Origin of the sequence: Halanaerobium saccharolyticum, from assembly GCF_003053565.1 — a bacterium.
In the GTDB taxonomy this organism is placed as follows: domain Bacteria; phylum Bacillota; class Halanaerobiia; order Halanaerobiales; family Halanaerobiaceae; genus Halanaerobium; species Halanaerobium saccharolyticum_B.
This window is the reverse complement of the sequence record NZ_QAXS01000039.1, coordinates 1-17,090: the sequence shown is the minus strand read 5'-3', so window position 1 is coordinate 17,090 and position 17,090 is coordinate 1. Positions and strand designations below refer to the sequence as shown.

Genomic DNA, 17,090 nt, shown 5'->3' with positions numbered 1-17,090 from the left:
AATGGCTGAAAAAGAACACTTAAAAGAAGATGAATTATTAAAAAAATATGATCCAAGTACAGACTACAGAAAATATACAGGTCTGGCTGCAATTATAGTTTCTACAATTGCAATCACCCTTTCTTTATTCCATCTTTATACAGCTGGCTTTGGGGTCCTGCTTGCACTCAAACAGAGGGCAGTCCATCTGGGTTTTATCTTTACCCTGATCTTTCTCCTCTACCCAGCTTTAAAGAAAAAGAAGAAAAATAAATTTATTCTGGCTTTTGATTTACTGCTAGCCTTAGGAAGTATAGCAATTTCTTCTTATATTATTATTAACTATGAAGCACTGGTCCACAGAGCTGGAATGTACACTGAACTTGATCAATTTATGGCTATCCTGGCAATTATAATTGTGCTCGAAGGTACCAGAAGAGCTTTAGGACCCGAGCTGCCGGTGATCTCAATCCTGTTTTTACTTTACGCTCACTACGGCCAGCAGATGCCGGGGATGTTAGCTCACCGCGGTTATTCCTGGTCCAGAATTGCAAGCCACATGTACTTTACAACTGAGGGGATTTTCGGTATTCCACTGGGAGTATCAGCAACCTATATTTTCTTATTCTTACTCCTCGGTGCCTTTGCCAAAAGAACCGGTCTTGGTGATTTATTTATTGACCTTGCTTTATCTCTCACCGGTAGAACTACTGGTGGACCGGCTAAAGCAGCAGTTGTATCCAGTGGTCTGATGGGTTCTATTTCCGGAAGTTCGGTAGCAAATACAGTTACCACCGGATCTTTTACAATCCCATTAATGAAAAGGGTCGGCTATAATTCACGCTTTGCAGCTGCAGTTGAGGCCGCAGCTTCTACAGGCGGCCAGATTATGCCCCCGATTATGGGAGCAGCAGCTTTTATCATGGCCGAATTTATTGGTGTCCCCTATGTTACAATTGCTAAAGCAGCTATTTTACCGGCAATTTTATATTACATTACAGTTGGTTTAATGGTTCACTTTGAAGCCAAAAAACAGGGACTTCAGGGTATCAGCGATGATTTAATTCCCAGGTTTTTAACAGTATTAAAAACAAGAGGCCACATGATAGTACCTTTAATCATTATTTTCTATTATCTATTTAGAGGTTATACTCCACTGAGAGCTGCTTTTCTTGGGATTATAGTTTCTTTTGCTTTAAGTTTCTTAAAAGAAGATACTAGAATGAGCTTACAGGATTTGCTTGATACTTTAAGAGAGGGCGCAATTTCGGCTCTTGGAGTTGCAGCAGCCTGTGCGGCAGTTGGATTTATTGTTGGAGTTACAACCCTAACTGGTCTGGGTCTAAAGTTTACTAGTTTAACAGTTGCCCTTTCTCAGGGTAATTTATTCCTGGCCTTATTCTTTACCATGGTGGCCTGTACAATTTTAGGAACAGGTCTGCCAACAACTGCAACTTATATTGTGCTGGCAACTATGGCAGCTCCAGCTTTAACTGAGTTAGGTGTACCAATTTTAGCCGCCCACCTATTTGTACTTTACTTTGGTGTAGTAGCTGATCTAACTCCACCAGCAGCTTTAGCTGCCTATGCAGGTGCGGGAATATCGGGGTCAAATCCACTTAAAACTGGGCTGACGGCTGTTAAACTGGCCATTGCCGGTTTTGTGGTCCCCTTTGTTTTTGCTTATTCACCTTCACTGCTTTTAATTGACACTAATGCAGTTCAGGTTATTTTAATTACAGGTAGTTCAATTCTGGGAGTTTTTGCGCTGGCAGCAGCAGTACTCGGCTACTTAAACCGCAAAACTACAATTATTGAAAGACTGATTCTACTGGGAAGTGCCTATGGTTTATTAATCCCGGGCTGGCAGTCTGATATCTATGGTGTCTTATTACTGGCAGTTGTAATTTACCTGCAGTTTAGAAATAAGGGAGATTTTAAAGCTCAGGCAGCATAAAAAATTAATAGAAAACAAAAATTCCCACTCAGCTAATTACTGAGCGGGAATTTTTTTGCCTCTACAGGATTTAAAGCTTATTTATTATTATAACCAATTCTCTCTTTTCGAATAGCTTTAACCAGATTCTCAAATTCCTGATAATAATTTGCCGTATTAAATTCTACCACAATCTCAGGATTACCCTACTTTAGCCGAGAAAGCCTCGCTCATGTTAATGGGCGGGGATGAATCGGCTGATTTATAGTTAAAAATCTTTATATTTGTTGAACGTTTGTTTTCTTAGTGATATAATATAGTTAGTAATAAAAGTGAATATAAGGAGTTGTACTAACTAACCCTTTAGTGCGTAAAATGTTCAAGGTACTCGCTAAAAACTGTAACTGGATTATCGTCTAACTTGCCGTGCAAGTATCTAATCTGTGATTAGAATAGGATATAATCTGTATTGCAGGGAGTATGCAGCAAACTATCTGCTTGTATGGTTAAAATACAAGTGCCTGAGTGGCTATATGCCTATCACAGGAGGGCTGATGGCACAGCCTGAAGTCGGCGTCGCACTTGCCTACCAGAAATGGACTGGCATTTAATCAGCAGACAACCTCGTGACGGCCTCGATGGCCTAATATCGAAACTATCATTTTGTAAGACAAAAGAGAGTTTCGGTGAAAGTTCCTTTCAGGAATCCTCGTTCGTGAGTTTACGAAGCGGGGAGGATGTCAATTGAAGAAGAAGTCGTTACTTTAAAATTCCCCTTTAAAAGACACAAATCAAGCTCCAGTGCACTGATTTGATCATAATAGATGTGTTTCATCTTATAACCCAAATATTTATCATTGATTTCTTCAAATCCTTCAACAGCATAAACCAGGCCGTGGGTTGTAGCAACCAGCAAACTCGCAGGTGAAAAAATCGGAGATGTTTTTACTCTCTCATTGAGATGCTCCCTTTTTATAAAGAGCAGATCAACAATTTCCTCATCTTCAGTAAAAATAGAGCGATTTTGAACAATCTCTTTAAAAATATGATGAACTTCAAAGTCCCCGTCCACAATTCCGCTAATTTTTTCTTTTAATGATTTCATTTTATACTCCCTTCAGATGCCAGAGACAAGCAAACAAAGGCTCTCACGACCCTAAACAGCAGGATAAAATAAAGATAATCTTAGTCAATAAAGCTAATTAAAGTTCCAAAATATTATTGATTAACTTCTGCATCATTTCTTCCTCAAAGACTTCCAGACTGTGGCCCGGGGTCAGCACAATTACTTTTCCATTTTTGTAATCCTTAAACCAGCCGGCTGTGCTTTCTCCAAACTCTTTACTTTTGGCTTTTAAAAAGACTTCAACTTCTTCCTGATCAACCTCCATAAAATACTGCTCATCCTTAATCTTAAATTCATCAATTCCTTTAGTCAGTGGATTTTCAGCTACTGTCCTCATTGTCATCTCAGGATGATCTTCCGGATGCTCAATAAAATGTCCACCAGCCATCTTTCGGAAAAGCCCGTCTTTGGGATAACTTGCTGTACCTGAGTGAACCAAAAATAGCTTCCCACCTTCAGCCAGAAACTGATCAATCCTTTTTTCATGATATTCATCCAGCCAGTAGGCTTCATCATCAGGATCATTAATTTTACCCCAGGTTGCCAGTATTAAAACATCATATTCCATCAAACCATCCCAGTTAATCTCCTGATGACTGCTGAAAATATCAAGATGATAATTCTTTTTGATCACCATCTTTAAGGCCTGTTTTAAATAATCTGAAGGATGGTAATAATCTCCAACAAGAGCAAGTACTTTTTTCATTTCTCAGCACCCCTTCCTCATTAATCCATAATCAAAATATCATGGGGGTCATCAACTATAATCTGAGGACTCCCCTGATAAAATTCAATCTCACCTAAAACTCTTATCCTTTTGTCTAAAATATATTCTGCCGGCTGATAATCAAATTTATTTAAATTACGGTTAAAAATAACAAGAGAAAGGGTAGTTTGATAATCATCTGAGAAATTTAAATAATTAACTGAATCGGTGGCTGCTGTATTGACAATCTTCCCTTCTACAATTACCACTTCTCCCCTGAATAATTCAGCCTGCTGGTAGGAAATCACCGGCAGAGAAGCTTCCAGTTCCATTACCTGTGACCAGATTCCCTTTCCGGATTCTCTCGCCTCTGCTGCAGCCTTTTTAAATTCAGACTCATACTTATCATTGGGCTCAACTATCATTACCGTTGCCATTCCCTCTGTCAGCAGCTGCTGATTAAAATTTTCTCCATCCTGATAGATATAAGCCAGAGTTCGACCATAATTATCTTCTCTTTCCTGATCATATTCCAGCACAACTTTCTGATCTGCCAGATTTTCTGCTGTAAAGTCACGCGCTTCTTCGCCATAATACTCAGAACTATTGTTATCCCAGTCAATCTCAGGGGTATCAACTCCGAGCAGTCTAATCGAATTACCGGCTGCGGTCTCAACTGTATCACCATCAATTACTCTCTCTATATATACTTCTGCAGCCTGCTGACTGTTAAAATAAAAGTAGGAACCTCCAATGATAACAACCAGGGCCATTAAAGCTGTAAATGATTTTTTTAACATCAAACCATCCTTAATTTATATTTTGGTTCAGGATTACTGCTTATAGCCGCTCAAAAATTTCTCCAGCCTGCCGATAGCAATTTTTAAATCTTCCTCAGGTGGTAAAAAGACCAGACGGAAATGATTGGGCTCCGGCCAGTTAAATCCACTCCCCTGAACTAAAAGCACCTTTTCCTGAGTTAAGAAATCTAAAATAAAGCGCTCATCATTTGTAATATTAAATCGCTCTGTATCAATTTTGGGAAATAAATAAAGCCCGGCCTCTGGTTTGACACAGCTGATGCCTGGAATATCAGTTAAAAGCTTATAGGCCAAATCCCGCTGCTCCTTAAGTCTTCCCCCCGGCAGCACCAGGTCATCAATACTCTGATAGCCCCCGAGTGAAGTCTGAATTGCATACTGAGAAGGAACATTACTGCAGAGCCGCATAGAAGAAAGCATATTTAAGCCTTCAATATAGCTTTCCGCATGATATTTTTGACCACTGAGCATCATCCAGCCAGCTCTAAAACCCGGTACCCGGTGTGATTTAGAAAGCCCACTAAAGGTAACCACCAGCACATCCTCAGTCATCGTTGCAATTGAAGTATGTTCGGCACCATTGTAGGTTATTTTCTCGTAAATTTCATCACTGTAGATGATCAGCTCATTTTCTTTTGCAATTTCAATAATCCCCTCTAATATTTCTTCCGGGTAATTGGCCCCGGTCGGGTTGTTGGGATTAATAATTACAATCGCCTTGGTATTGGTATTCACCTTTGCTCGAATATCATCCAGGTCTGGGTACCACTTTGACTGCTCATCACAGAGATAATGAACAGCTTTCCCTCCTGCCAGGTTAACCGAAGCTGTCCAGAGTGGATAATCGGGCATTGGAATCAGCACCTCGTCTCCATTATCTAAAAGCCCCTGCATGGCCATCGTTATCAGCTCACTGACCCCATTACCAATATAGATATCATCGATTTCAACATCCATAATTCCTTTTTTCTGATAGTACTGCATTACAGCTTTACGGGCCGGGAAAATCCCCTTTGATTCACAGTAACCCTGAGCATTTTTCAAATTATACATTACATCATGAATAATCTCATCCGGGGCATTAAACCCGAAGGGAGCTGTGTTGCCGATATTTAATTTATAAATATTATAGCCCTCTTCTTCCAGCCGGGTCGCCTCATCCAGCACCGGTCCTCTAATGTCATAACAAACATTTTCTAACTTAAGTGATTTTTTAATATAATCCATATTCAATCCTCCATTTTTACTCAATACTCACTACTCATTGTTCCAATTCTAGTTTAGAATAAATACTCTTCCCCTTATCATTATACATCATTTTGTCCGCCAGTTTAAATATCTGGTCCAGACTCTGCTCTTTTTGGGTCTTAACTGCAAAGCCAAGTGAAATCGCAAGTGGCTCAACCGGTTCCTGCTGCTGATTATAACTGCTCAGATTTTCTTTAATCCTGCGGTATATTTTATCAGCAGCCTTAAACCCCGTCTCCGGCAGCACAATTGCAAACTCGTCTCCTCCGATTCTGGCAACTATATCTTCCTGGCGAGCTGACTTCTTTAAAATATCGGCAGCAGCTTTAATATAATTATCTCCCTTTTTATGACCATAATTGTCATTAACAACTTTTAGGTTATCCATATCTGCAACTAAAAGAGTAAGCGGCAGCCGGCGGGAAGAAGCAAGTCTGTCCAGCTCATTTTCAAAATACCTTCTGTTGTAGAGACCGGTCATTTCGTCATGAAAAGAAAGATATTCCACCTCATTCAAAAGCTCCTTCAATTCTTCATTTTTTCGCTTCAACTTCCGTTGAGTCTCATTTAACTTTAAATGAGTATTAACCCTGGCCAGAACAACTTCTTTTTGAAAAGGTTTAACAATATAATCCACTGCTCCTGCCTTAAATCCTCTGACTATATCTTCACTCTTATCCAGACCGCTGATAAAAATAATCGGGATATTCCTGGTTTCAGGATCAGACTTTAAGCGGGCACAGACTTCAAAACCATCAATCTCGGGCATCATGATATCCAGCAGGATTAAATCAGGCTTTTTCATTTCTACAAACTCTAAAGCCATCTTTCCACTTCTTGCCAGAGCAATTCGATAATCCTTTTCTTTTAATATATCACTTAAAACCCTAATATTCAATTTACTGTCGTCAACTATTAAAATAGTCTTTTCCTGGTTCATGCTTCTTCCTCCTCTTCCAGCAGCTTGATAAATTCTACTGCAAGTTCAGGATCAAACTGAGTCCCTGCACAGCGGCTGATTTCCTTGACAGCTTCCAACTTGGTCATCGGTTCTTTATAGGGGCGGTCATTGGTCATTACATCATAAGAATCCACCAGGGTTATTATCCTTGAAAGTAAAGGAATCTCATGTTCAGCCAGCCCTTCAGGATAACCACCACCGTCCCAGCGCTCGTGGTGGTGGCGGATATATTTTGCAATCGGCGAAAATTCTGCCGTTGAATCAGCAATTGCTGCTCCTTTAACAGGATGGCTTTTTACAATTTCCCATTCCTCTTCTGTTAGTTTGCCCGGTTTATTCAAAATACTCTCGGCAATAGTCACCTTGCCGATATCATGCAGGGTGGCCAGGAGATTTAATTCATTTAATTTTTCGTGGCTCAACCTTAATCTATCACCAAGTTTAAATGCCAGAGAGGTCATCCGCAGAGCGTGTTCTTTGGTCTCATTACTTTTGGCACCCAGAGTATTAATCAGGTTCTTAACAAATTTATTTTTGGAACTGCGTGATTTGGTCAGCTTATCCTGGTTCATATTCCGATCCGCCTGATTAATCACCTGATAGATATTCGCCTTCAGCTCATTTTTAGCAGCTGCACCGAAACCCAGAGATACAGGAATCTCATCCTCTGCAGTTGAATTACAAAAGATATTAACAGCCTCTCTTAAGTCTGCTAGCTGCTGCTTACTGCTTTCCGGCAGCAGAATAATAAACTCATCTCCAGACCAGCGCCCCAGGAGATCACTGTCCCCCAGTAAAGTTTTTAACTCAGCTGCAACTTTAATTAATAATTGATCACCGGTTTTATAACCGTAGCTTTCGTTAATCAGAGTCAGACCATTAATATCAATCATCACCACTGCCAGCGGTAAATATTCTGCCTGATCATATTCTTTTAATTTATTTTCAATATAACTCCGGTTGTAACAGCCGGTCAGCTGATCATGGTAGCCTATATATTCGATCCTTTGCTGCTGCTTTTGATATTCACTGTAATCAAGCTGCATTGAGAGGATACATTTTCCCTGACCTGGGATTTCTATGGCTCTTTCTTTAAATAAAATCGGGAAAACTTCGCCATTTTTCCGCAGACTCTGACCTATATATTCAACTTCAGCCCCTGCCAGAATCTTATCAATGAATTTTTCAGCTTCCTCTTTATTTTCCTCCAGAACGACAGTCTCAAAAATAGTGCTGCCAATTAGCTCAGATTTACTGTAGCCCGTATATTCAACAAATGTCTGATTTGCCTGCAGAACTCTGCCTTCAGAATCCAGTAACAGAATTCCCATCGGACCGTGATCAAAAATAGTTCTGTACCGCTTCTCTAAAGACCTGAGCTTTTTTTCAGTTATTTTTCTTTTAGAAATATTTTCATATAATAGCAGAACTCCAGCTTTGAATTTAGTTATTTTTACCTCAAAATAGATATTTTCATCCCAGCAGTAGTCAAATTTATATTTTTCTTTTTCTCCTTCTAAAATCAACTTAATATTTTTGATTAAAAGTTCAGACTCCGGCAGCATATTTTGCTCGATAAAATTAAGATAATTAAATTTACCGGCACAGCCATTCCACTCCAGACAGCTGGCCTCAACAAACTCTGCAGCCTTTCTGTTTAGATAAACCACCTCACCCTGCTGATTGATAAAAACAGCAGCATAAGGACTTAAGTCTAAAAACTCCTTTAAATCACTGCTCAATGCCTGATTTTGATCCAGCAGCATTGATTCACCCCCGTTTAAATTTAAATTATATTTTACTTCATTTTCTAGTTTAAGAAATTATTGATCTCGACTATAAATTAAAGAACCGCCCATAAATTGCTTACAGGCGGGAAAACGACTTTTATATCAATTGTAACTCTTAGTTTATTAAAATTTCTGTTTGAAGGCTATCCTAGCTGTTGAAAAAATCCAGAGCAGTCCTGACCATTACAGCCACTCCATCTTTTAAAACCGAATCATTGAATTTAAAATCTGACTGATGGTGGTTTATAATTTGCTCTTCCGGGGCAATTCCCAGAAAATAAAAGACTGCAGGAACCTGGCGGCCAAAATAGGAAAAGTCCTCGCCTCCCATTTCTGCCTTCTCTTTTTCTCTGACCCGCTCTTTACCAAGCACCTCAGCTGCAGCTTCTGCCACTAGCTCAGTCAGCTGAGGATCATTAACTACCGGTGGATAACCAAAAATGTAATTGAAGTCATAATCAGCACCATAAATATCACAGATATTTTTGATTACCTTTTCGATACTGGCTGCCAGTTTCTCTCTCACATCACTTTTAAGTGAGCGAACTGTCGCCTTCAGCAGCGCCTGATCCGGGATTACATTGTGAGTGCTGCCGGCTTCAAAATTACAGACAGAAATCACCGCTGAATCGAGAGGGTCAATACGCCGACTGACAATTGTCTGCAGAGCTGAAATAATTTCAGCTCCAATCGGTATCGGGTCGATTGTATTATGAGGTCGTGCTGCATGACCACCGCGGCCGATTATTTTTAGGTCAAAACGGTCTGGTGAAGCCATAAAGGGGCCGCTCTTATATTCCACCATTCCTTCGGGAGTACTGCCCCAGAGGTGAAGACCAACTGCAGCGTCAACATCAGGATCTTTAAGCACTCCTGCTTCAATCATCCCCTCAGCTCCACCGGAGGTTTCCTCTCCCGGCTGAAAGAGGAACTTTAGATTTCCCTTAAAATCTGCTGCCATTTCTTTAAGAACCATCGCGGTACCAATTAAAATAGCAGTATGGCCGTCATGACCACAGGCATGCATAACTCCCTCATTTTTTGATTTGAAGCTGAGCTCATTTTTCTCCTCTACCGGCAGGGCATCCATATCAGCCCTGATTAAAAGAGTTTTAGCTTCAGGATCACTGCTGTTTTTGAAAGTAGCAGTAACACCTGTGCCAAATATATTTTCTCTCACTTCAAATCCAAGCTTTCTCATTTCTTCAGCTGCCAGGGCAGCTGTTTCTTTTTCTGCAAAGGAAAGCTCCGGGTTCTGATGAATCTGATGTCTGATATCAATTATCTTTTGCTCGACAGCTTTTACTTTTTTAGTTATCTGCTTGTTTAAATTTGGCTCATTCATTTTATTCTACCTCAAACTCCTCGATTAATGATTGTAAATGTTTTGCCATGTTTTCCAGTTCATCTGCAGAAGCAGAAATTTCCTCTACTGTTGCACTCTGTTCTTCTGCCAGGGCTGAAACCTCTTCTGCACTGGCTGAATTATTTTCAATTGCACTACCAACAGAATCAACAGCGTTATTGATAGTATCAATAATCTCATCAAGGTGATCTGCAAATTGATGCATTTCCCTGACTTTTTTATTTGTTTTCTCAGAAGCTGCAACCATCTGATCCAGAGAGTCACCGGCTTCATTGATTATTTGAATCTGTTTATTTACCTCTTCAATATTGGTATCCATGGAGTTAACGGTTGCAGTGGTCTCTGACTGAATATCCTCAATTAAAGAGCTGATCTGAGTTGTTACATCAGAAGATTCTTCTGCCAGTTCCCTTACTTCTTCGGCCACAACTGAAAAACCGCGGCCCTTTTCTCCAGCGCGAGCAGCCTCAATAGCTGCATTTAAAGCCAGGAGATTTGTCTGCGAAGAAATTCCTTCAATCATGGCAACCATTTCTCCGATTTCTTTAGAGCGCTTACCAAGTTTTTCGATAGCTTCAGTTGCAAAATTAACAGTTTCACTGACCACATCCAGCTGACTGATTGCCTGCTGAATAGCCTGCTGTCCCTTTTCAGCTGATTCTGCAGACTGATCTGCCATTTTTAAACTTTCTTCTGTATTAACTTTCAGAGTTTCACCTTCCTGATCCAGCTGAGCAGCAACATCCTTAACACTGGCAATTTCTCGCCCAATATTTTCACTGCCTTCAGCAACTTCAGTAATGCTGCGGGCAATATCTTCTGAGCCGCGGCCTGTGTCTTCGGAAACTACATTTAAATCTTTGACCGCTGTTACCACCGCATCAGAATTATCATCAATACTGCTGACTAAGGTGCGCAGGGTTTCAATCATATTGTTAAAGGACTGAACCAGAACTCCCAGCTCATCAGTTTTCTTGCTTTCAACCTTATGTCTTAAATCACCGCCGGCCACCTTGTCAGCCTGCTCAACCAGTTTATTAATCGGCCCAACTGTAGTTCTGGTCAAAATCCAGGCTATTAAGGCTGACAGTAAAAGCATAATTACTGTGGCCGAGTAGAAAATAGTATCAGATAAAGTCATCATCTCATTTTTTTCAACCTTCATCCGGTCGATTTCGGCCTCAGTTAAGCTGATCATTTCTCCTAAGTTTTCTCTAACCAGATTTAAATCCGGCTTAATATCTTCATTAAAGACCCTTCTGGCCTCCTCTTCCTCACCATCTGTAAATAGAGCTACAACTTCCTGACCGTGCCTGTGCAAATGAGTATGCGGCTCTTCCATCGCCTGATATGGTTCGCTAAAATAATCCTCAGGTGTAATATTATAATACCACTGGCCTAAATTACATTCAGTGTGGTCCCCAAGTTCAGGTGCCGGTCCCCCAATCATCATATCATAAAGACTGATCATCCAGAGATGATGGTCGATCTCTAAATTGGCAAGCTCTAATTGAAAATCCTGCATTTCCATTATCTCTTCTTCCATCTCAATTACTCGATGTGAATAATAATATTCAACATAACTGGCTGCAGCAAATAGAGCTATAATAATTAAAAAAGATAAAGCAAATTTTGCAAACATAGATCCCTTGATTTTTTTTAGCACTTTCTTCCCCCCGTTTTTTATCTCTATATTTTTTAGTTAACTTTAAAAATAACTGTAATTTGATTCCCACAGGAATTGAATTTGATCTGATCAGCAACCTGATAAATCATCTTCAAACCCCGCCCCTTTTCTTCAAATCTGGGCATTGTTTCTAGATTATATTTCTGCCACGCAAATCCGGGTCCCGGATCACTGACTTTAAAACTGAGTTCTTTTTCAGTAATTTTAAGTTCAATCCTGATCTTCATTTCCACTCTACTGCTGTTTTCAGCAGCTAATGCACAGCCGTGCTCAATCGCATTTGCCAGCATCTCTCGCGCAGCAAGTTCCAGATTGAATTTAATTTCCTCAGCTTTTAAAGAGCTGCTGTCAATCTCCTGCAAAACTTTTTTTAAGAGTGGTGTAATTTCTGCTGCCTGACAGCCAATGATAAATTCTTTTTCTAGTTCTGGCTTCTGCATTTAATGCACCTCAGATCTGCTTGGATTAATTCTGATTAACTGCTTCCTCCAGGCTCATATAGACTGGGATTATTTCTGTCATTTTTGTAACATCGAAAACACGCCTGATCTTAGCATTTGGTTCTGCAATTGCGAGTGAGCCCTCTCTTGTTCGCATAAATTTAAATAAAGATAAAAGCACTCCAACTCCTGAACTATCAAGATAGGGAACCTTTGAAAGATCAATAATTAGTTTATCAACTTCCGTCTTCCCTTTAAGCCTCTCTTTTGCTTCTTCTTTCAGCTGATTTGAATTATCGAAAATAACTTCTCCATCAAATTTTAAAACAGCTGTATTTTTTTCTACAAGCAGTTCTAATGATTCTTCTAACAATTCTAACACCCCATTTATTATCTATTTTTGGTCAGTATTTAAAGCTTTTATAGCTTAATTAATTTAAATTTTCTTTTTTGAGCAGCATAAAATAAATTCTATCCTTTGAGCTGCTGAAATAAATTTCTTCTCTGCTAAATAAGATATCCTCCAGCTGATTATGAGCTAAATTCAAATCTTTTTCAGTGATTGAAGTTAATTCTGGAAAATTATTGATCAGCGATTCCCAGCCGACTTCACTATTTTCCAGACTAAATATTAAAAGCTGCTGATTATTGAGTGCTTTAATTTTAAGCTCGGAGTTTAAGTTTTCTAACTGGCTTAAAATAATATCTTTTAGGGTCCCAAGCTGGCTGTGGTTGGACCAGGAATTCTGATTTATAAACTCCATAATTTCCAGCTTTTTACCCTCTGCATTCTCCCTGCTGAGATGAAGGTTAATAAGTTCTCCCTGTGGTCTATCAATCACAAGAAATGTTATATCATCACTGCCCTGATTATCCCCGGTGAAATTATAAAAATCACTGCGGATTAAATCTTTTAAAAAAGGAGCCGGCAAAAATTTATATTTTTTTAAAATTTGCTGCAGCTGCTGAAAATAAATTTCTGAGCCACTGCTCTGTTCCAGCAGACCATCAGTAGAAAGAAAGAGGGTGGTATTTTTCTTAAAATCAACTGTCTTTTCCTGACGGCTGTCCTTAAGCGCTCCCAGAGCTGTAGAAATAGGCAGCCCTCCAATATTAATTTCTTCCAGACTCTCCTGATTAGCCAGCTTATAAATTGGATACTGAAAACCTCCACTGCTGTAGCTTAAAGTGTTCTTTTTCCTGTCCAGGACTGCAATAAACAGACAGACCAGATAGTCATCAGGAAAATCCTCTTTCTGATATCGCTGATCTATGTAATTCATTAATTCCCTGGTCGAAATTTTTTCGCCGGGACTGTGCCGCAGTTTGAAGTAGTTTTCAATACTGTCATTAACAAAAATTGATAAAAGAGTACTGTCAATTCCGTGACCTGAGACATCAAAAAAATAAAGCAGGTACTGATCAAAAAAAGGATCCATTGCCCCGTGGTCAATCTTAAAAATATTGTAATAGTCACCACCAATATATTCAGCCGGCTGATAATAGTCACTGATAAAATAATCAGCAGGTTCAGCCAGTCTGTCAGGCAGCATCCGCTGGTGAATATTTCTCGCTTTTTCGAGTTTTACCTTAATATTTCTTTCCAGCTCTTTAATTTTAAGCTCTTTTTTATTTAAAAGCTGTGAGTTATTCTCCTGCTCAAGCTCCAGCCACTTAAATTCTTTTTTTAAAAAATATAACTTAGCTGCCAGATATAAAATTAAAGCTGCCAGCAGAAATAAGATCAAAAGCAGCAACGATTGATTCATAAAGCCCATCCTTTAAATTTTAAATTTTAAGAAAAAAGTTCTGATAGACTTAAGTATATAATTTTAAAGTCAAAAAATCAATTAGCCCGCATCACCGGCAAACAAATTTAAAAGTCAATTGTTTTTAACAGATATGCCTTATTCCCCGCTTGATTATAATAAAATTCATCACAGCCCCGGGCGGTCATCATTATTCCTCTCCCCCGCTCACTATCACCGCTAATATCAAATTCCTGCCTGAGTCTTTTCTGCCAGTCAAAACCTCTTCCCTGATCTTTTACTTCAGCAGCAAGAGAATCCTTAGTAATCTTCAGCTCAATAATTACCTTTTTGTCTGCTTCCATCTGATTACCATGTTCGGCAGCATTGGCAATAATCTCATGTAAGGCCATAGCAAAGATATCAGAGCTGATTGAATTTGGCAGCAGCTTATAAATTACTGCCTGAAATCTGCAGACAGCTTTTTTCCTGCTTTCAAGTTCAAAATGGAATTTACCGGTCTTTTTTTGAGACTCAAGCTCTTTATTCTCCATTACTCCAACTCCTATGTTTTAATTCCTTATATAACTGCTTTAGTAAATTATTTTTAGCTTTATTCTTCAATTGTAATGACTTTATTTAAATGAATCATCTCAAACATATTTTTAATATAGTCACTTTCAACATTCCGGATAATCAGCTTTCCGTCCTTTTCTTTTAATTTTTTATGAAAAAGCAGCAGCTTACCCAGACCTGAACTGTCAATACTTTCAACCTCAGAAAAATCCAGTATAACTTTTTTGTAGTCTTTTTTGAATAATTCCAGCAGCTTGTCTTTTAAATCCTGTGAGTTGGAAAAATCAATATTTCCGACTGGACTAATCACAACCTGCTCACTATTAATTACATCTGTTTTGCTCTCCATTTTCAATCCCCCAATTTCTGCTTCATATAATATTATATCTCTTAACCAACTAAATAGCATTTTTTAAAACAGCAACTATCTCTGCATCCAGCTTTGCTTCCTGCTCCATACTGTCAATAATACCTAAAGCTTTTGCTATAGAAAAAGCAGGTCTATAAGGCCTGTCTTCAGTTAAAGCCTGGAAAACGTCACTGACTGCCATAATCCGGCTGCCGGTATTTAGTTGATCGCCGCTAATTCTAAAAGGATAACCAGTTCCATCCAGCCTTTCGTGGTGAAAGGCCGCCCATTCAGGAATACTGCCCAGACCCTGAATCTTATTCAGCAGCCTGTAGGTATAAAAAGTATGCTGTTTAACCACTTTAAATTCAGCAGCTGTCAGTTCAGCCTCTTTCTCAATAATTTCAGCCGGAACGATCAGTTTACCCAGATCATGAAAAAGACCTGCAATTCTAATCGCCCGCTGCTGCTGATAGCTGTAACCAAGCTCATGAGTAATCATTGCCGCAATTGTTGCCACCCCGGTACTGTGTCTGGAAGTAAAGGGGCTGACCCGGTCTATTAAATGAGCCACTATGCTGGCAATTGATTCCAGATCACTCAAATCAATTTTAACCCTTGTTCTTCTGCCCCATTTTTCCAGAATACTGTTGTATTCTTTTACCTTTAAATTAAGCCAGAAAGATTCTTTTTCGGCAATAACTGAAAAAATTTTTACTAATTCTGGATCAAACCAGCTTCCAGACCTTGATTTAATTGTTTCCATGATATGATCAACCTGATTTAAAATAAAGGTTTCAGAATCGATCAGGGCCTCAATCCTATCTGAAAGATGAATAATTCGACTGGCCAGCGGAATTGCTTTTCCCTGCACCCGGTCAAAATTACTACCACTCCAGTTATGGTGATGAAAATAGATAATATCTGCCAGCTGAGGCATAAAATTAAGCTTTTCTGTTAACTCTGCCCCGAGCCTGCAGTGAGACTCAGCCAGCCCCAGTTCTACCTGAAAAATATTTTGAGCCTTTTCCTTCTTTTCAGTATCAACTATTCCAAGATCATGGATTAAAGCAGCCAGCACCAGCTGGTTTATTTCTTCTTTTTCAAGCTCCAGCATTTCTGCAATTTCTAAGGCTATATAAGCTACTCTCCTTGAATGATCGAGGATTTCATAATTATCCATATCAAGTGCACTGAAAAGAGTAATAAATAGCTCACTCAGCCTCATTTTAGAATCAGGAAGATTCCCCAGTTTATTTACTTCAATTTTTGTCTGCATCAAAATTATAGCCCCCAACACTAATTAATAACAATTATTATTACTATACTCTGATTATAGCTAATTCTGCAATTTTATGCAAGAAAAAATATATTTAGTCATAGAGTTTTATAATGATAAATTATCTAATTATTGGCTGTAAATTTACTCCAGATGATCTTTTAAAGCTTCATAACGTGAGCGCAGAAGCTTTTCGTGCCCCTTTTCATCTTTAATCAGCTGCTCAAAAAGAGCCTTTGCTTTCTGATCATCGGTCTGTTCTTTTAAGTACTGATATTTTTCCTGGGCTGCAATCTCATCTTCTATTGCTTCCAGTAACCCTTCTAAGACTATGTCCACTGCTATCTCTCCTCTCAGATTAGTTATTTTTGTTTAAAAACCATAAAAGTTATGTCATCCTGCCCCACCCTGGAGTTGGAATAGGTTTTAAAATCCTGATTTACCGCTCTAATAATCTCTGCTGCAGCTGAGTTTCGCTCTGCCTCCAGCACAGCTGTTAGCCGCTTTAATCCATACTGCTGCTGATCGTTAGCTGCTGAGCGCTCTTCAATAATTCCATCAGTTGTAATAAAAAGCAGGTCGCCACTTTTCAGGCTGACTTTCTGCTCCTGATAATCAATTATTGAGCTGTCCTGATAATTTTCCAGCGCAATAGCAGTTGAAATAGGTACTCCTCCATTTTCCAGTTTATTTAATTTTCCCTGGTTGTCAATCAGCAGGGGTGGAATATGAATCCCAGCATTGCTGAAAGCAAAAGTCCTATTTTCTTTGTTGTAAACTCCAATCAAGAGGCAGGTCATATAATCGACTGCAATATTTTCCTGATGATATTTCTTGATAATAAATTTTAACAGCTCAGTTGAATTCAGTCCCTGGCCAAGGTTGGCCTGGTTGGAAAGGTAATTATTAACCAGCTCTCTTAAAAATATATTTAAAATTGAGCCGTCAAGGCCGTGGCCGCTGACATCAGCTAAATAAATTAAGGCTCTTCGCTATTTAGTGTGGGTAATACAAATGGCATATATTAACATTAATGGTAATGCAAAATTAAAAATTAGCATGAATGCAGTTTGAAATT

Annotated in this window: 17 protein-coding genes; 1 reads left to right on the top strand and 16 read right to left on the bottom strand. The window is 39.1% G+C overall.

Features of this window, described 5'->3' with window-relative positions; genetic code table 11:
• Window position 1 precedes the first annotated feature (1 nt).
• Window positions 2–1,936, top strand: a complete 1,935-nt coding sequence (locus C8C76_RS12650; protein ID WP_108142211.1) for a TRAP transporter permease — start codon at window positions 2–4, stop codon at window positions 1,934–1,936.
• Between the two features lie 700 nt (window positions 1,937–2,636).
• On the opposite strand, the gene C8C76_RS12645 is transcribed toward C8C76_RS12650, so the two are convergent.
• The 16 genes from C8C76_RS12645 to C8C76_RS12570 all read right to left on the bottom strand — a co-directional run bounded on the left by C8C76_RS12645 (window position 2,637) and on the right by C8C76_RS12570 (window position 16,992).
• Window positions 2,637–3,020, bottom strand: a complete 384-nt coding sequence (locus C8C76_RS12645) for a hypothetical protein (protein WP_108142209.1) — start codon at window positions 3,018–3,020, stop codon at window positions 2,637–2,639.
• Between the two features lie 97 nt (window positions 3,021–3,117).
• Entirely contained in the window at window positions 3,118–3,747 is a 630-nt protein-coding gene (locus tag C8C76_RS12640) for a ThuA domain-containing protein (RefSeq protein WP_108142207.1), read from the bottom strand.
• Window positions 3,748–3,767: 20 nt separating this feature from the next.
• Window positions 3,768–4,547, bottom strand: coding sequence for a thermonuclease family protein (locus C8C76_RS12635; RefSeq protein ID WP_108142205.1), 780 nt, complete (start codon window positions 4,545–4,547; stop codon window positions 3,768–3,770).
• A 33-nt stretch (window positions 4,548–4,580) separates the two neighbouring features.
• Window positions 4,581–5,795 (bottom strand): pyridoxal phosphate-dependent aminotransferase, encoded by a 1,215-nt coding sequence (locus C8C76_RS12630; RefSeq protein ID WP_108142203.1) that lies wholly within the window; start codon window positions 5,793–5,795, stop codon window positions 4,581–4,583.
• A 34-nt stretch (window positions 5,796–5,829) separates the two neighbouring features.
• Window positions 5,830–6,756: a diguanylate cyclase gene (locus C8C76_RS12625; RefSeq protein ID WP_108142201.1), complete on the bottom strand. Its 927-nt coding sequence runs from the start codon at window positions 6,754–6,756 to the stop codon at window positions 5,830–5,832.
• Complete coding sequence (locus C8C76_RS12620; protein ID WP_108142199.1) at window positions 6,753–8,543, bottom strand: HD domain-containing phosphohydrolase; 1,791 nt, start codon at window positions 8,541–8,543, stop codon at window positions 6,753–6,755. Before C8C76_RS12620 ends, C8C76_RS12625 begins: the two co-directional genes overlap by 4 nt.
• A gap of 172 nt (window positions 8,544–8,715) precedes the next feature.
• Window positions 8,716–9,912, bottom strand: a complete 1,197-nt coding sequence (locus C8C76_RS12615; RefSeq protein WP_108142197.1) for a M20 metallopeptidase family protein — start codon at window positions 9,910–9,912, stop codon at window positions 8,716–8,718.
• A 1-nt stretch (window position 9,913) separates the two neighbouring features.
• Window positions 9,914–11,599, bottom strand: coding sequence for a methyl-accepting chemotaxis protein (locus C8C76_RS12610; RefSeq protein WP_108142195.1), 1,686 nt, complete (start codon window positions 11,597–11,599; stop codon window positions 9,914–9,916).
• 32 nt (window positions 11,600–11,631) lie between these two features.
• Window positions 11,632–12,060, bottom strand: a complete 429-nt coding sequence (locus C8C76_RS12605; RefSeq protein ID WP_108142194.1) for an ATP-binding protein — start codon at window positions 12,058–12,060, stop codon at window positions 11,632–11,634.
• Window positions 12,061–12,085: 25 nt separating this feature from the next.
• Window positions 12,086–12,433, bottom strand: coding sequence for an STAS domain-containing protein (locus C8C76_RS12600; RefSeq protein WP_181248223.1), 348 nt, complete (start codon window positions 12,431–12,433; stop codon window positions 12,086–12,088).
• A gap of 58 nt (window positions 12,434–12,491) precedes the next feature.
• Window positions 12,492–13,829, bottom strand: coding sequence for a PP2C family protein-serine/threonine phosphatase (locus tag C8C76_RS12595; protein ID WP_181248222.1), 1,338 nt, complete (start codon window positions 13,827–13,829; stop codon window positions 12,492–12,494).
• 107 nt (window positions 13,830–13,936) lie between these two features.
• Window positions 13,937–14,362, bottom strand: coding sequence for an ATP-binding protein (locus C8C76_RS12590; protein WP_108142188.1), 426 nt, complete (start codon window positions 14,360–14,362; stop codon window positions 13,937–13,939).
• Window positions 14,363–14,421: 59 nt separating this feature from the next.
• Window positions 14,422–14,733 (bottom strand): STAS domain-containing protein, encoded by a 312-nt coding sequence (locus C8C76_RS12585; protein ID WP_108142186.1) that lies wholly within the window; start codon window positions 14,731–14,733, stop codon window positions 14,422–14,424.
• 49 nt (window positions 14,734–14,782) lie between these two features.
• Entirely contained in the window at window positions 14,783–16,012 is a 1,230-nt protein-coding gene (locus C8C76_RS12580; protein WP_146161870.1) for an HD-GYP domain-containing protein, read from the bottom strand.
• A 144-nt stretch (window positions 16,013–16,156) separates the two neighbouring features.
• Window positions 16,157–16,351, bottom strand: a complete 195-nt coding sequence (locus C8C76_RS12575) for a ferritin family protein (protein WP_108142182.1) — start codon at window positions 16,349–16,351, stop codon at window positions 16,157–16,159.
• A gap of 23 nt (window positions 16,352–16,374) precedes the next feature.
• On the bottom strand, window positions 16,375–16,992 hold the full coding sequence (locus C8C76_RS12570) for a PP2C family protein-serine/threonine phosphatase (protein WP_258222562.1): 618 nt from the start codon (window positions 16,990–16,992) through the stop codon (window positions 16,375–16,377).
• Between the last annotated feature and the right edge of the window lie 98 nt (window positions 16,993–17,090).

What these genes read in the sequence shown, in the direction of transcription:
- C8C76_RS12605 (WP_108142194.1), bottom strand. Translation starts at nt 12,060, where the DNA reads ATGCAGAAGCCAGAACTAGAAAAAGAATTTATCATTGGCTGTCAGGCA.
- C8C76_RS12625 (WP_108142201.1), bottom strand. Translation starts at nt 6,756, where the DNA reads ATGAACCAGGAAAAGACTATTTTAATAGTTGACGACAGTAAATTGAAT.
- C8C76_RS12630 (WP_108142203.1), bottom strand. Translation starts at nt 5,795, where the DNA reads ATGGATTATATTAAAAAATCACTTAAGTTAGAAAATGTTTGTTATGAC.
- C8C76_RS12640 (WP_108142207.1), bottom strand. Translation starts at nt 3,747, where the DNA reads ATGAAAAAAGTACTTGCTCTTGTTGGAGATTATTACCATCCTTCAGAT.
- C8C76_RS12650 (WP_108142211.1), top strand. Translation starts at nt 2, where the DNA reads ATGGCTGAAAAAGAACACTTAAAAGAAGATGAATTATTAAAAAAATAT.
- C8C76_RS12635 (WP_108142205.1), bottom strand. Translation starts at nt 4,547, where the DNA reads ATGTTAAAAAAATCATTTACAGCTTTAATGGCCCTGGTTGTTATCATT.
- C8C76_RS12645 (WP_108142209.1), bottom strand. Translation starts at nt 3,020, where the DNA reads ATGAAATCATTAAAAGAAAAAATTAGCGGAATTGTGGACGGGGACTTT.
- C8C76_RS12580 (WP_146161870.1), bottom strand. Translation starts at nt 16,012, where the DNA reads ATGCAGACAAAAATTGAAGTAAATAAACTGGGGAATCTTCCTGATTCT.
- C8C76_RS12615 (WP_108142197.1), bottom strand. Translation starts at nt 9,912, where the DNA reads ATGAATGAGCCAAATTTAAACAAGCAGATAACTAAAAAAGTAAAAGCT.
- C8C76_RS12620 (WP_108142199.1), bottom strand. Translation starts at nt 8,543, where the DNA reads ATGCTGCTGGATCAAAATCAGGCATTGAGCAGTGATTTAAAGGAGTTT.
- C8C76_RS12595 (WP_181248222.1), bottom strand. Translation starts at nt 13,829, where the DNA reads ATGAATCAATCGTTGCTGCTTTTGATCTTATTTCTGCTGGCAGCTTTA.
- C8C76_RS12590 (WP_108142188.1), bottom strand. Translation starts at nt 14,362, where the DNA reads ATGGAGAATAAAGAGCTTGAGTCTCAAAAAAAGACCGGTAAATTCCAT.
- C8C76_RS12585 (WP_108142186.1), bottom strand. Translation starts at nt 14,733, where the DNA reads ATGGAGAGCAAAACAGATGTAATTAATAGTGAGCAGGTTGTGATTAGT.